General features: G+C 67.5%; 16 protein-coding genes and 1 pseudogene. 9 read left to right on the top strand and 8 right to left on the bottom strand.

From position 1 onward, the window contains the following. Positions 1-6 precede the first annotated feature (6 nt). Positions 7-369 (top strand): hypothetical protein, encoded by a 363-nt coding sequence (locus B5V46_RS11015; protein ID WP_080616644.1) that lies wholly within the window; start codon positions 7-9, stop codon positions 367-369. Here B5V46_RS11015 and B5V46_RS11010 read toward each other — a convergent pair. The 8 genes from B5V46_RS11010 to urtA form a co-directional block, all read right to left on the bottom strand. Then, on the bottom strand, positions 356-1,273 hold the full coding sequence (locus B5V46_RS11010; protein WP_080618026.1) for a TniQ family protein: 918 nt from the start codon (positions 1,271-1,273) through the stop codon (positions 356-358). The two genes, B5V46_RS11015 and B5V46_RS11010, sit on opposite strands and share 14 nt — an antisense overlap. A 387-nt stretch (positions 1,274-1,660) precedes the next feature. After that, on the bottom strand, positions 1,661-1,843 hold the full coding sequence (locus B5V46_RS11005; protein ID WP_080616643.1) for a hypothetical protein: 183 nt from the start codon (positions 1,841-1,843) through the stop codon (positions 1,661-1,663). Between the two features lie 101 nt (positions 1,844-1,944). Continuing rightward, complete coding sequence (urtE, locus tag B5V46_RS11000; protein WP_080618025.1) at positions 1,945-2,640, bottom strand: urea ABC transporter ATP-binding subunit UrtE; 696 nt, start codon at positions 2,638-2,640, stop codon at positions 1,945-1,947. A 15-nt stretch (positions 2,641-2,655) separates the two neighbouring features. Continuing rightward, entirely contained in the window at positions 2,656-3,396 is a 741-nt protein-coding gene (urtD, locus tag B5V46_RS10995) for an urea ABC transporter ATP-binding protein UrtD (RefSeq protein ID WP_080616642.1), read from the bottom strand. Beyond that, a complete protein-coding gene (gene urtC, locus B5V46_RS10990) occupies positions 3,393-4,625 on the bottom strand; it encodes an urea ABC transporter permease subunit UrtC (RefSeq protein ID WP_080616641.1) in 1,233 nt (410 codons plus the stop codon). Before urtC ends, urtD begins: the two co-directional genes overlap by 4 nt. Then, positions 4,622-5,104 carry a GNAT family N-acetyltransferase gene (locus B5V46_RS10985; RefSeq protein WP_080616640.1) on the bottom strand — a complete coding sequence of 161 codons (483 nt, stop codon included), beginning with the start codon at positions 5,102-5,104 and terminating at the stop codon, positions 4,622-4,624. Before B5V46_RS10985 ends, urtC begins: the two co-directional genes overlap by 4 nt. A gap of 4 nt (positions 5,105-5,108) precedes the next feature. Further along, positions 5,109-7,118 (bottom strand): urea ABC transporter permease subunit UrtB, encoded by a 2,010-nt coding sequence (gene urtB / locus B5V46_RS10980; RefSeq protein ID WP_080616639.1) that lies wholly within the window; start codon positions 7,116-7,118, stop codon positions 5,109-5,111. Between the two features lie 53 nt (positions 7,119-7,171). Next, entirely contained in the window at positions 7,172-8,446 is a 1,275-nt protein-coding gene (urtA, locus tag B5V46_RS10975; protein ID WP_080616638.1) for an urea ABC transporter substrate-binding protein, read from the bottom strand. A gap of 416 nt (positions 8,447-8,862) precedes the next feature. Between urtA and B5V46_RS10970 the strand changes: the two genes are divergently transcribed. The 8 genes and pseudogenes from B5V46_RS10970 to ureE form a co-directional block, all read left to right on the top strand. Beyond that, the gene (locus B5V46_RS10970) at positions 8,863-9,699 is read left to right on the top strand and encodes an urease accessory protein UreD (RefSeq protein ID WP_080616637.1); all 837 of its coding nucleotides are present in this window, start codon (positions 8,863-8,865) and stop codon (positions 9,697-9,699) included. 1 nt (position 9,700) lies between these two features. Beyond that, on the top strand, positions 9,701-10,003 hold the full coding sequence (locus tag B5V46_RS10965; RefSeq protein WP_080616636.1) for an urease subunit gamma: 303 nt from the start codon (positions 9,701-9,703) through the stop codon (positions 10,001-10,003). Positions 10,004-10,024: 21 nt separating this feature from the next. Continuing rightward, on the top strand, positions 10,025-10,330 hold the full coding sequence (locus B5V46_RS10960; protein WP_080616635.1) for an urease subunit beta: 306 nt from the start codon (positions 10,025-10,027) through the stop codon (positions 10,328-10,330). A 40-nt stretch (positions 10,331-10,370) separates the two neighbouring features. Next, positions 10,371-11,150 (top strand): hypothetical protein, encoded by a 780-nt coding sequence (locus tag B5V46_RS10955; RefSeq protein WP_080616634.1) that lies wholly within the window; start codon positions 10,371-10,373, stop codon positions 11,148-11,150. Continuing rightward, positions 11,147-11,506, top strand: coding sequence for a lysozyme inhibitor LprI family protein (locus B5V46_RS10950; protein ID WP_196774234.1), 360 nt, complete (start codon positions 11,147-11,149; stop codon positions 11,504-11,506). The genes B5V46_RS10955 and B5V46_RS10950 overlap by 4 nt, the downstream gene beginning before the upstream one ends. Before the next feature lie 130 nt (positions 11,507-11,636). After that, positions 11,637-13,379: an urease subunit alpha gene (gene ureC / locus B5V46_RS10945; protein WP_080616633.1), complete on the top strand. Its 1,743-nt coding sequence runs from the start codon at positions 11,637-11,639 to the stop codon at positions 13,377-13,379. Positions 13,380-13,528: 149 nt separating this feature from the next. Further along, the gene (locus tag B5V46_RS10940) at positions 13,529-13,753 is read left to right on the top strand and encodes a DUF1127 domain-containing protein (protein ID WP_231119093.1); all 225 of its coding nucleotides are present in this window, start codon (positions 13,529-13,531) and stop codon (positions 13,751-13,753) included. Between the two features lie 25 nt (positions 13,754-13,778). Continuing rightward, positions 13,779-14,282 (top strand): annotated as a pseudogene (gene ureE / locus B5V46_RS10935) (urease accessory protein UreE); the annotation flags it as partial. Positions 14,283-14,287: the final 5 nt, after the last annotated feature.

The following is a 14,287-nucleotide window of genomic DNA, read 5'->3' as shown; positions in this document are numbered from 1 at the left end:
ACAGCCATGGTCCTTTTCTGGGCCGCCGCCACGACCGTTCAGGCGGCGGGCGGCGGTACCGGGATGGGCCCGTCGGCGATCGAGGTCGCCCCGGGCGCGGGCGCTCTGGTCCTGGCCGTGCGCACGGGTCCCCTGCCGGCCGGCGCCGAACTGGTGCTCGAAACGAGCGGGGGACGCCGCATCGGCTCGGTATCGCCCTTCGGAGCGACCGCTGCCACGTCTTCCGCCGTGCAGACCCATCTCGTTCCGGTCCCCGCGGGAACCCTTCCGGAAGGCCGGATCGAGATCCGCGCGAAGCTGGTCCTGCACGGCTCTGAACGGGCCGCGACCGCCCGCGAGTTCCTCGGCGCGGCGATCATCGGACATTAGCCGTGCGGTCTTGGTATTCGGCAATCGGATTTCCGGCAGAGAGCGCCCGAGCGGGTTGCCCCGGAGCCCGTATCGGCCGCTCCGCTGCGCGAGAGCCAGGGTTGCAGTTCCAACTACCCACGCTCTGCCAAGCATTCCCGACCCAAATGCCAAGCATTTCTGACCCAAGACATGCCATTGTCCGGGGGATATGCCCGTAGAGCGCCATCAATCGGTTCCAGGTGTCGACGGGTGTCGCGTATTCCAAGCCACGATGCGCGCGATGGTGGTAGGCATCGACGGCGATCCGCAGCCCCAGCACCTCGCATGCGCGCGACACCACATTGAGCTCGAGACGGTCGATCCATCGATCGCCCCGCCCTTTCAGGATGCGGTCGGTGAGATACTGCTCTAACGGGCTGTGGCCTGCGTGGATCATCGGCTGATCCACGACCCAGCCGTAGTGCTTCCGAAGCTGCGCCGAAAAATCCCTGGCATCTTTGCTAAACTTCTCTGGCGGGAGGGTCACGAGCATACAGCCATGCTCGGGGCAGCCTCTGATCGACGAGAATTTCCACTGCAGGCGGCGCGGAACACGCCACGATTCAGCTGCAGACGGTGCCTCTGCCCTTACACATTCGGGGCAGACACGGACGCGCAAGCGTTGAAAGCTCTGGAGGGAGGCAAATTCGTCTCGCAGTCGGAAATGCCCTTTTCCGAGGTGGCGGACTGACACCCATTCCAACGCAGCTGCATCGCACCCGGCCAGCTGCGCCAATTGCCCTATCGCGACCTTCTCCCCACGGAACAAGGGATCGATTGGAAAGGCAATGTCGCCGCAGAATCTTTGCATGGAGCTTGCGCCGCCCCTCGCCGCGAGTCGGGACAACAAGGACGATGCCGGCTCGAACGCCGCATGCGGCACAGTCAGCGGCAACTGAGGAAAGGTATTTCCGGGGATGGCAGGGAGGCTCTTGGCCAAACGAGACTTCCGAGATCAGACAAAGGCAGGATTGTCCTGACCCTACGATCGCGAGCTCAACCGGGCAACGCCACTCCGCATTCCGGAAGTTCCGCCTGCGGGGTCAGGCATCTGACATGAAAGTCAGTTTTGCCTGACACCCCACATCCCCCGTCCTTCCAGATCGAAGGGAAATGCCTGCCCCCGGCGGTTTCGGCGGCGACATGGAAGTAGGCGGGCCTGTTTCTCGACGCGCCAGCCCCGAGCCGGTCGCGGGACCGCGGCGTGATGTGCCGCCGCGCGAGGGTTTCGCGACGAGGCCCGTCGCGAGTTGCCGTGGCCCGGGGGATGTCAGCCTGCGGGCCGGGCGGGGTCATCCGGGATGACGGCGAGCCTCAGGCCAAGGCCAAGCATGGCGAGCATACCGCTCAGCGACAGCGTGGCCAGCGCCGCGATCCAGGACTGCGTGATGAACAGCGCGATCGCGGCACAGGGATAACCGACCGCCATTCCGACCAGAACCAGTCCCAGCATTTATCGCAATCCTCGTGTCACAGCTTTGTGAGCCAGAAGCGCTGCAATCGAGGAGGAAATAAGGCAGGACCGGGGCGTTTCCGGCGCAGAGCGTCCTCGTTTCAGACCGAGACGGCGCGGATCAGGCGGTCTTTCGGCAGCTCGGCCTTGGTCCCCGACAGGGTGATGCGGCCGCGCTCCATCACGTAGAAGCGGTCGGCGAGGTCATGGGCGAAGTCGAAATACTGCTCGACCAGCAGGATCGCCATCCGGCCCTGATCGCGCAGATGGGCGATCACCCGGCCGATCTGCCGGATGATGCTGGGCTGGATGCCTTCGGTCGGCTCGTCGAGCAGCAGGAGCTTGGGCCGGGCGATCATCGCCCGGGCGATGGCCAGTTGCTGCTGCTGGCCGCCCGACAGATCGCCGCCGCGCCGCTGCGCCATCTCCTTCAGCACCGGGAACAGCTCGTGGATCTCGTCGGGCACGAATCGTTCGGAGCGGGGCAGGCAGGCGAAACCGGTTTCCAGATTCTCGCGCACGCTCAGCAGCGGAAAGATCATCCGCCCCTGCGGCACGTAGCCCACGCCGCGACGGGCCATGGCCTGGGCCGAAAGCCGCCCCAGCGCGGCACCGTCCAGCTCGATCCCCCCGCCCGAGCGCGGATGGCTGCCCGAGATCGCCTTCAGCAGGCTGGTCTTGCCGACGCCGTTGGTGCCCATGAGGCAGGTCACCTCGCCCGTGCGGGCCTCGATATCGACGCCATGCAGGATCTGCGAGCCGCCGTAATGCAGCGTCAGGCCATTGGTTTTCAGCATGGTTTCCCGCATCTCTCAGCGCCCCAGATAGACATCGATCACCTGCCGGTTCCTCGTGACATGGTCGAGACTGCCCTCGGCCAGAACCGATCCCTCATGGAGCACCGTCACCCGGCAGCCGAGCCGCCGCACGAAGTCCATGTCATGTTCGACGACCACCACGGCGCGGGTCTTCGCGGCCTCTTTCAGAAGCCCGGCCGTGTGCGCGCGCTCGGCAAGCGTCATGCCCGCGGCGGGCTCGTCGACCAGTAAAAGGCGCGGCTCCTGTGCCAGCAACATGCCGATTTCCAGCCATTGCTTCTGGCCGTGGCTGAGGTTGCCCGCCTTCCGCCCAAGCTGGTTTCCCAGCCCGATTTCCCCGGCCAGTTCGGCCACCCGGTCGCGGTCGCGCGCGCTCTGGCGATAGAACAGCACGGCGAGGGGGCTGCGGTCCTTTCTCAGCGCCATCAGCAGGTTGTCGAAGACCGACTGGTCCTCGAACACGGTCGGGCGCTGGAACTTGCGGCCCACGCCCTCGCGCGCGATGCGCGCTTCGCTCATCTTCAGAAGCGAGACCGAGCGCTCGCCCCAGAGCACCCGGCCCGTATCGGGGCGGGTCTTGCCGGTGACGATGTCCATGAAGGTGGTCTTGCCCGCGCCATTGGGGCCGATGATGGCACGCAGCTCGCGCGGGCCGATCTCGAAGGAGAGGTTGTCGATGGCGCGGAAGCCGTCGAAACTGACGGAAACGCCCGAGACCTCGAGCAGGGCTGTCATTCGCTGGCCTCCTCTTCGCGGAACGGGCCGGTATCCGGACCGGGATCGGCGCCTTGGCGGGCGGGGCCTCTCCGGCGCGGGATCAGATCGACGAGCCCGCCGATGCCCTTCGGTGCGAACAGGGTGACGAGGACGAAACCGAGGCCCAGAAGTACCTGCCACCAGTCGACCCATTTGACGGTGTAGAGGCCAAGCGGCAGGTCGGGCGCCTGACCGCCGGTGAACCAGCTCGACAGAAGCGAGACGAGGCCCGCGCCGATCACTGCGCCGTAAAGCCGGCCCCGGCCGCCGATGGCGACCCAGACCGCGAGATAGATCGAGGCGATGGGCGCCATCTCGGCCGGGTTGATGATGCCCGCCTGTGGATAGTAAAGCGCACCCGCAATGCCCGCGATCACCGCCGTCAGGGTGAAGACGAAGAGCTTGTAGGCCTCGACCGGATAGCCGAGGAAGCGCACCCGCGCCTCGTCATCCCGGATGCCCCGGATCACCGAGCCGAACTTGCCCGAGACGACGAAGGCCGCCAGCAGGTAGCCCAGCCCCAGTGCCAGGGCCGAGGCCCAGAAGAACCAGATCGACAGCAGCGATTGCGGCACATCCGCGGCGCCGGGGATGTTCTGCAGCCCCGAAAGCCCGTTATTGCCCCGTAGCCCGCTGTCGTTCTGGAAAAGATACAGCGACAGCGCCAGCGTCATCGCCTGGGTCAGGATCGACAGATAGACGCCGGTCACGCGCGAGCGGAAGGCGAGCCAGCCGAAGATCAGTGCCAGCAGCCCCGGCACCAGCACCACAAGGGCCAGTTGCAAGGGCAGCGAATGGGCGAAGGCCCAGATCGCGGGAAAGTCCGAGCCGCCGACCACGCCGAAGATCTGGCTGCCGATGGCGTCGCGGATCTCCTGCGGTGTGGGCGGGATCGGCGATTGCGCCAGCGAGGCCGCGACGATGGTCTCGGTCCGGGCATACATCAGCCACATGCCGATCATGTAGCCGCCGAGCCCGAAAAAGGCGAAATGGCCTAAGGACAGGATGCCGGTATAGCCCCACACGAGATCCATCGCGATGGCGATCAGGCACAGGCAGAGCGTCTTGCCCAGCGTCTTGACGAAGCTCGTCGAGACGAGGCCCATGCCGATGCCCTCGCCAAGGACCGTGACCGCGGCCACGAACACCGCAAGCAGACCGAGGAAGATCAGCACCGACGGGTTTCGGGCAAAGAGGCTTTGTTTCAAAGGCCTGCCTCCTGCCGCGCGAGGCGCTTGGTGTAATAGGCGCTGTGCGGGTCGATCCGGTAGGTGCCGAACGGGCCGCAGGGCTCGAACCCCTGGCCTTCGTAAAGCGCGCGGGCCGCCGCGAAGGCGGCTGCGGTTCCGGTTTCGAGCCAGAGCGCGCGATAGTCGCGTTTCAGGGCCTCGGTCTGGATCGCGGCCAGCAGGGCTGCGCCGACCCCTTGCCCCCGGCAGGCGGCGGCGGTGTGCATCGACTTGATTTCGCCGGCCTCGGGCGAGAGCGCCTTCAGCGCGCCGATACCCGCGATCTCGGCGCCGTCCCAGGCGGCCCAGACCGTGACCTCGGGCATGTCGAGCCCTTCGAGGGGCAGGAAATGGCGGCTTTCGGGCGGGCTCGTAGCCTCGCAGAACGCGGCATGGCTGGCCAGAAGGCGGCGGATCGCCGGATCGGACAGGTCGGCAAGGGGGATGCAAAGCGCCATGATCTCAGTCTCCTGCGGCGCGGCCCCGGAGCGCGACGATGCCCCGCGGCCGGATCTGGATGAAGAGGATGATGAAGAGGATCATGTAGGTCTGGGCCGCGAGCGTATTGCCGGGGTTCAGCCACTCGATGCCCTTCTGGAGGAAACCGATCATGGTGGCGCCCATGAGCGTGCCCCAGATATTGCCGACGCCGCCCACGACCACGGTCATGAAGCTTTGCACGATATAGTCCTGGCCGAGCTCCGAGGTGACCTTGGCATAAAGCCCGATAGCCACGCCCGCGACCCCCGCGATGCCCGAGCCGAGCCCGAAGGTCAGCATGTTGATGCGGTCGGGGTCGATCCCCATTGAAGCGGCCATGCGCGGGTTCTGGGTCACCGCACGGATCTCGAGCCCGAGCCGCGTCCGGCGCATGATGAAGAGGAAAAGCGCAAGGAACAGAAGCGCCAGCACGAATATCGCGATCCGGATATAGCTGATCGAGACCACGTCGTTGAGATGCAGCGCGCCGTCGAGCCAGGCGGGCGAGGTCAGCGGCCGGGCCTGGGTGCCGAAGATGTTCCTGGCCAGCTGCTGCAGCGCGACCGAGATGCCGAAGGTCGCCAGCAGCGTCTCCAGCGGCCGGTTGTAAAGCCAGCGGATCACCAGCCGCTCCATCGCAACGCCGGCCGCGAAGGTCACGGCGAAGGCCAGCGGCAGCGCGATCAGGATCGAGAGGGTGTAATCCGGCACGATCTGCTGGACCACATAGCCGGTATAGGCGCCCATCATGATGAACTCGCCATGGGCCATGTTGATGACCCCCATCACGCCGAAGGTGATGGCCAGCCCGATGGCGGCGAGAAAGTAGATCGACGCAAGCGACAGCGCGTCGAGCGAGAGATTGACGGCCTGGTTCAGCCCCACCTTGAAGGCGATGGCGTCGAGCGCGGCCTCGGCGGCGGCGGTGACCGAGGGGTCGGGTTCGGCGTAGCGGTCATAGAAGACATGGGCATCGAGCGCCGCCTGCACCTCCGCTTCGGTCGCTGTGGGCGGCACGAGGCCCTGATCCTCCAGCGCCGCATAGGCACGGTCGCGGGCCTCGTCGCTGTCGAGGCCGGCCACGGGCAGGCCCGCGACGGTGCCGTTCTCGATATGGGCCGCCAGCGCGTTCCGTTTGTCGGCGGCGCTGATGCGGGGCCGGGCCAGACCGGCCTCGACCAGAAGACGGTAGGCCTCTGCCGCGGGCAGGGCGTCGCTGCCCGGGCTCAGGCGGCGCGCGATGTTCTCGTCTCCGGGCGGCGCGCCGGGGGCGACCGCGCGGGTGGTGGCGACCAGAGGGTTCAGCGCGGCGCGCACATCGACGCCCAGATCGCCCGCGAAACTCTCGATGGCGGCGATCCGGTCGGCCGGATCGGGGGCGTAGGCGATGGTCAGCAGCCGTTCCAGCCGCTCTTTGCGGGCCCTGAGCCCCGGATCGGTCTCGGTCGCGATGGCGCCGCGCAGCGCCTCCAGATGACCGGGCGCGGCATCCCGCGCGATGGCATCGAGCGCGCCCGAGCGGACCGCCGGATCGGGATCCGTCAACTGGAAGGGGACCAGCGCCGCGCCGATCAGCGCGCGCACGCCGCTATTTGGCCGGAGCTGCTCCAGCTCCTGCCGGGTCGCGGGGCCGGTATCGGCGCCGGTGGCGATGTCGATCAGGCGCTCGCCGCCGGCCCCGCTTGCCTCGGCGAAGAAGAAGCGGCCGTCGGATTTGCGCAGGTAGAGCGCCCGGTCCTGCCATCTCTCCAGCACGCTCCGGGCCTGGGGCAGGCCGCTGGTCGCGACCGCGGCGATGGCCGGGCCGATGGTCCTGCGTGAGCTTTTCTCGATAAGCCAACGGTTTTCCTGAAGAATGATCTGGATCGGACTGGTCTGGTCCGAAGATGACCCGGCCGTGGCCGACTGCGCCAGCGCGGGCCCCGCGACCGGACCTGCGAAAACCACCGCGACCAGCACAAGGCAGGCGAAGAGAACGGAGTAAAGGCGCATCTGGGACCCTGCTCGGAAAAGGCGGGGGCAAGGCGCGCCGCCCCCGGTCCGGATCAGTAGTTCGACTTGATCTGCACGCAGGTTTCGGTCTCGGTATTGTACATGCCGCAGCCGAGATCCTTCCAGTCCGAGGTCAGGACGGCCGAGCCGGGCAGGTAGTCGGTCCAGGCATCGCCCGGCACCGGATCGGTCTCGCTGATGATGTCGAACTGGCCGTCGGCGCGGATCTCGCCGATCAGCACGGGCTTGGTCAGATGGTGGTTCGGCAGCATCTCGGCGGTCGAGCCGGTGAGGTTGGCATAGGTCTGCCCGATCATCGCCTTCGTGACCGCGTCGACATCGGTGGTGCCGGCCTCTTCGACCGCGTTCACCCACATGTTGAAGCCGATATAGGTCGCCTCCATCGGGTCGTTGGTGACCCGGTCCTGGCCCATCCGTTCCTTCCACTTGGCCACGAAGGCCTCGTTCTCGGGCGAGGTGGCGGATTCGAAGTAGTTCCAGGCCGCGAGATGGCCGACGAGGTTCGAGGTGTCGAGGCCCGAGAGTTCCTCCTCGCCGACCGAGAAGGCCACCACGGGGATGTCCTCGGCCGAGATGCCCTGCGCCGCCAGCTCCTTGTAGAAGCCGATATTGGCATCGCCATTGATGGTCGAGATCACGCCGACCTTCTTGCCATCGGCGCCCAGCGCCCTGACATCCGACACGATCTTCGACCAGTCGGACTGGCCGAAGGGGGTGTAGTTGACGAAGATGTCGGCGTCGGGGATGCCCTTCGATTTCAGATAGGCCTGAAGGATGTTGTTGGTGGTGCGCGGATAGACATAGTCGGTGCCCAGAAGCGCGAATTTCTCGACGCCCAGCTCGTCCAGAAGATAGTCGGTCGCGGGGATCGCCTGCTGGTTCGGGGCGGCGCCGGTATAGAAGACGTTCTTCGAGCTTTCCTCGCCCTCATACTGCACCGGATAGAACAACAGCCCGTTCAGCTCCTCGACCACCGGCAGCACCGATTTGCGGCTGACCGAGGTCCAGCAGCCGAAGATGACGTCGACATCCTGCACCGTCAGCAATTCGCGCGCCTTCTCGGCGAAAAGTGGCCAGTCCGAGGCCGGGTCGACCACCACCGCCTCGATCTGCTCGCCCAACAGGCCGCCCTTGGCGTTCTGCTCGTCGATCAGCATCAGCACGGTATCCTTCAGCGTCATCTCCGAAATCGCCATCGTGCCCGAAAGCGAGTGCAGCACGCCCACTTTGATATGTTCGGCCCGGGCGGGCATCGAGATCGCCCCACAGGCCACCGCGCCAAGCAGGATCTTCTTCATGGATGTCATGGTCTACCTCCGGGCGTATGGACCCCGCACCGGCCCTTGCGCATCCCGCGCGGGCGGCGGCGGCCCGGCTGCCAGATCTTGTTGCGTCCCGCGCGGCCCCCTCGGTCCGTCCCCGGGGCTGCCGCACACCCGACAGGACCGATCCCGGTCGCCGCTGCGGGTGAGCGAAGGGTTTCCCCGTGCCGGAAGACTCGCAATCGCAACTCCGTGAAACAGGGGGCGTAATTCCGGCGCGCCCCGAGAAACCGCCTTGAAACCGGTCAATTCCGGGCATTCCGCCCAATAAATGGGCGGCTTGCGCGTGGAGGGGGCGGGGCTGCACCGAAAATCCGTGCAGCCCGGTTCGCGATGCGGAAGAACGGGGGCGCAAGATATCGAAAGGGGGCGGGCACATCGCCTTTGAGGGAAAATCCGCCATGGACCTCGCGCCGGTCTCGCCGCCGCGCGCCATCGGCGAGGTGCGGCTCTCGGTCAGGAACGGCCCGCGCGGAACGGCGATCGCCGGGCTGCGCCAGAGCGGTGCCTTCAAGGCGGTGTTCCCGCGCGTGACCGGGGCCGGAGCGACGCCGCCGCTCGAGGCGGTGCTGGTCAATACCGCAGGCGGCATCACCGGCGGCGACCGCTTTTCCTGCACGCTTCAGGCCGGGGCGGGCAGCCATCTGCGGCTGACGACGCAGGCGGCCGAGCGCGCCTATCGCGCCCGGCCAGGCGAGACCGGCCGGGTCGCGAACCGGCTGAGTGTGGCGGCGGGCGCGCGGCTCGACTGGCTGCCGCAGGAAACGATCCTGTTCGAGGGCTGCTGCCTCGAACGCAGCCTCATCGCCGATCTCGCCCCCGGCGCCCGGCTGCTTTTGGTCGAGCCGCTGGTCTTCGGGCGCGCGCTGATGGGCGAGCGCCTGCATGCCGCGCGGTTCCGCGACCGGATCGAGATCCGCCGCGACGGGGCGCCGCTTTATCTCGACGCGCTGCGCTTCGAGGGCGATGTGGCCGCGCAACTGGCCCGGCCGGCCGTGGCGGGCGGGGCCGGGGCGCTGGCGAGCCTCGTGCTGGTCGCGCCCGATGCGGCGGCGCATCTGGCGCCGATCCGCGCGCTGCTGCCCGCGGCCCTGCCTGCGATCGGCGGCGCCAGCCTGCTGGCCGGGGACGTGCTGGCATTGCGTCTGCTGGCCGCCGACAGTTACCACCTGCGCAAGGTGCTGATCCCTGTGTTGACGCGCCTGACCGAAGCCTTGCCAAGATCATGGATGAGCTGACATGCAACTGACCCCCCGCGAAAAAGACAAGCTTCTGATCGCCATGGCCGCCGAGGTCGCCCGCAGGCGGCTGGCCCGTGGCGTCAGGCTCAACCACCCCGAAGCGATCGCGCTGATCACCGATGCGGTGGTCGAGGGCGCGCGCGACGGCCGCTCGGTCGCCGACATGATGGAGGCGGGGGCGCAGGTCGTGGCGCGCGAGCAATGCATGGAGGGCGTGGCCGAGATGATCCACGAGGTTCAGGTCGAGGCGACCTTCCCCGACGGCACCAAGCTCGTCACCGTTCACAACCCGATCCGCTGAGGTGCGCCGATGATTCCCCCGATGATCCCCGGAGAGCTTTTTCCCGCAGATGGCAACCTGACCTTGAATGCAGGGCGCGAGTCACTCACCTTTATGGTGGCGAATACCGGAGACCGGCCGGTTCAGGTCGGCAGTCATTTCCATTTCGCCGAAGCCAACCCCGCGCTCGATTTCGACCGGGATGCCGCGCGGGGCCTGCGGCTCGATATCGCCGCGGGCACTGCGGTCCGCTTTGAGCCGGGCCAGCGCCGGGAGGTGCGGCTGATCCCGATTTCCGGGCAGCGGCGAATCTTCGGCTTCAACCAGAAGGTGATGGGCGCGCTTTGAAGTGCCCGCATCGAGCGTTATACCGCAAGGAGGACCTGCGATGACTTTCACGTCCCCGGCCTTTTTCGCTGCCAATCCGTATCTGGCGGCGACTGTGATGTTCGATCAGCAAATGCGCCTGTTTCAGGCGGGTACCGATTTCATGCTGCGGGCCAATCCCTGGGCCCTGATGATGCGGGCGGGCGGGTTCGACCCGCTGACCGCCGATTCCGGGCTCAGCCGCGCCGATTGTGACGACGACATCCCGCTCGATGCCGGCATCGCCATGGGCGTGGGGGCTGAGGCCGAAAGCCGGAAACGGTCGGCGCGTTCGCCGGCCCCGCCCGATTCCGTCGCCGGGCCCGCTGCCAGTGCTTCCACCAGTGCTGCCGCCGGTCCTGCTGTCAAAGCTGTTGGCAATGCTGCCGCCAGTCCCGCCGCCAGTTCCGCCGACCCGACCGCCAGGGAGCCCGTTGCCGGGCGGCGCGCCGACGCGCCCGCTTCGACGCCCGCCCAGGCCTCTGTCCGGGCGCCTGCCGCCGCCGCGGAGCCGGGCCGCCATGTCCCGCACGGTTCCCTGCCTGTTGTCCCATCCGGGCCGACAGCCGAGGTGACATCCGGACCCGGGGCCAACCCCGAACCCGAGCCTGCCATGGCCGAGGCCGCGCCCGCCGCTGCGACGGCATCGGGCAGCAAGTCAGGGACGCGGGGGACGGCGGCGGCGCGCAAGGGATCCGCGTCGCGCCCGGCCCGTTCCGGGACGTCGGGCCGGGCGCGGCGCAAGCCCGCCTCGCCGCCGACCCTGCCGCGCGGCGGGAACGAGCCCGAGGGCGATAGGTGAGGCCTCTCACGGTGGCACTCGCGGCGCTTTCGGTCTTCGGACTGCCGGGACAGGCGCTGGCCGCCTGTCCCGGCGAGACGCAGGCCGAGATGAACCGTTGCGCCGATCAGGCCTATCGCGAGGCCGATGCCCGGCTCAACGCGGCCTGGCCCGCAGCGCGGGCCTCTGCCGCCGCTGCGGGGGCGGGTGAGCTGCTTCTCGATGCGCAGCGCAAGTGGCTTCTGTTCCGCGATGCCGCCTGCGCGGCGGAAGCTGCCCCCTATGAAGGGGGCAGCCTGCAACCGGTGGTGCGGCTGGACTGCCTGCGTCGGCTGACAGACCGGCGCAGCGCCGATCTGCGCGCCCTGTCGCAATGAGACCGAGGCCGCATCGGACCGCTGCGCGTCCCGTCGCGTGTCCCGGCCGTCGCCGCCTTGCAGCCTTTCCCCGACCGGCGCCTGCCGCGACCGGTGCCGTCGTTCTTTCTTCCCCCGCATGAGGTTCCAGATGCCCGTCACGATTTCCCGCGCGGATTATGCCGCGATGTTCGGCCCCACCACCGGCGACCGGCTGCGGCTGGCCGATACCGACCTGATCATCGAGGTCGAGCGCGACCTGACTGCCGAACGCGCCGGGGGCGACGGCAATGCGCCGGTCTATGGCGAGGAGGTCAAGTTCGGCGGCGGCAAGGTCATTCGCGACGGCATGGGCCAGAGTCAGGCGACCCGCGCCGAGGGCGCGGTCGATACCGTCATCACCAATGCGCTGATCCTCGACTGGACCGGGATCTACAAGGCCGATGTCGGTCTGAGGGACGGCCGGATCGCCAGAATCGGCAAGGCCGGCAATCCCGACACCCAGCCCGGCGTCGACATAATTGTCGGCCCCGGCACCGAGGTCATCGCGGGCGAGGGCAGGATCCTGACCGCGGGCGGCTTCGACAGCCATATCCATTACATCTGCCCGCAGCAGATCGAGGATGCGCTGCATTCCGGTCTCACCACCATGCTGGGCGGCGGCACCGGGCCTGCGCATGGCACGCTCGCCACCACCTGCACGCCGGGGCCCTGGCATCTGGGCCGGATGCTGCAGGCGGCCGATGCCTTCCCGATGAACCTCGCCTTCGCGGGCAAGGGCAATGCCTCGCTGCCCGGCGCGCTGGAGGAACAGGTCAAGGCCGGGGCCTGCGCGCTGAAGCTGCACGAGGACTGGGGCACCACGCCCGCCGCCATCGATTGCTGCCTGTCGGTGGCCGATGCGATGGACGTGCAGGTGATGATCCATACCGACACGCTGAACGAGTCGGGCTTCGTCGAACATACCGTGGCGGCGATGAAGGGCCGCACCATCCATGCCTTCCATACCGAGGGCGCGGGCGGTGGCCATGCGCCCGACATCATCAAGATCTGCGGCGAGGAATTCGTGCTGCCGTCCTCGACCAACCCGACGCGGCCCTTCACTGTGAACACGCTCGAGGAACATCTCGACATGCTGATGGTCTGCCACCATCTCGACAAGTCGATCCCCGAGGATGTGGCCTTCGCCGAAAGCCGGATCCGGCGCGAGACCATCGCCGCCGAGGACATCCTGCATGACATGGGCGCCTTCTCGATCATCGCCTCGGACAGCCAGGCCATGGGCCGGGTCGGCGAGGTCATCATCCGCACCTGGCAGACCGCCCACAAGATGAAGGTCCAGCGCGGCCGTCTGTCCGGGGAGACGGGAGCGAACGACAACCTGCGGGTCCGCCGCTATGTCGCGAAATACACCATCAACCCCGCCATCGCCCATGGGATCAGCCACGAGATCGGCTCGGTCGAGGAGGGCAAGCGCGCAGATCTGGTGCTTTGGAACCCTGCCTTCTTCGGGGTGAAGCCCGAGATGGTGCTGATCGGCGGCACCATCGTCTGTGCCCAGATGGGCGACCCTAATGCCTCGATCCCGACGCCGCAACCGGTCTATACGCGGCCGATGTGGGGCGCCTATGGCCGCTCTGTCGAGAATTCGGCTGTCACCTTCGTCTCGGCTGCGGCCGAGGCCGAGGGCATCCGCGCCCGGCTGGGGCTGGCCAAGCAGACCGTCGCGGTCCGCCATACCCGCGGCATCGGCAAGCGCGATCTCAGGCTGAATGACGCGATGCCGAAGGTCGAGGTGAATCCCGAGACCTACGAGGTCCGCGCCGATGGCGAGCTGCTGACCTGCGCGCCGGCCGAGGTTCTGCCGATGGCGCAACGCTATTTCATGTTCTGAGGTCATGATGATCACGGTGACGATCTGCGCCGCAATGCAGCACAAAAATGTCCCCCTTGCAGCGAATGCGCTGGGCCGGGCGGTATGTAAGCCCTATTTTAAGGGGAAAGGGGGGAAACCATGCCTGTGGATACAGACGGAGGTTTCCGATGGCGACTCCATTCATGACGGTCAAGTCCGTGCCCGGGGGCATGGCGGAACGGCTCGACCTGTTCTTCGCGGGGCTCGGTCTCGGAGTGAATCCCTATGGTTTGCGACGTGCGCGGATGCGGGAGATCCAGAACCTGAACGCCTGTTCCGACGCGCAGCTGGCCAAGCTGGGCATCACCCGGGACGATATCCCGGGCTATGTCTTCCGCGACCTCTTCAACTAGGCGCGCAGGCGCCGGGGCGGGCGGCATGAGCGGGCTTCCGGTGGCGCTCGATGTCCGGCCCGGCGCGGGGGCGGACGAAGACAGCGTGACGCTTGACTATGACGCGCGGTTTCTGCGCCGCAAGCGGCTTGTCAGCGATGGCGGGCAGGCCTTCCTGCTGGATCTGGCGCATACGACCTCGCTGGCCGAGGGCGATCTGATCGTGCTGGAGGACGGGCGCGGCATCGTCGTCAGGGCCGCGGCCGAGCCGCTTCTGGAAGTGACGGGCACCGATCTTGCCCGGCTCGCCTGGCATATCGGCAACCGCCACACGCCCTGCCAGGTCGAGGAGACTCGGCTGTTGATCCAGCGCGATCACGTGCTTCTGGACATGCTGGGCCGGATCGGCGCGACCGTGCGCGAGGTGGTCGAGCCCTTCACCCCCGAAGGTGGCGCCTATGGCCATGGCCGCACCCATGGCCATTCCCATGGCGACGCCCATGGTCATTCGCACGATCATGGCCATGACCACGATCATGACCACGGGCACCACCA

The organism is Rhodovulum sp. MB263 (assembly GCF_002073975.1).
In the GTDB taxonomy this organism is placed as follows: Bacteria; Pseudomonadota; Alphaproteobacteria; order Rhodobacterales; family Rhodobacteraceae; genus Rhodovulum.
Note: the sequence above shows the minus strand (reverse complement) of the source record. Positions and strands in the feature narration are given on the sequence as shown.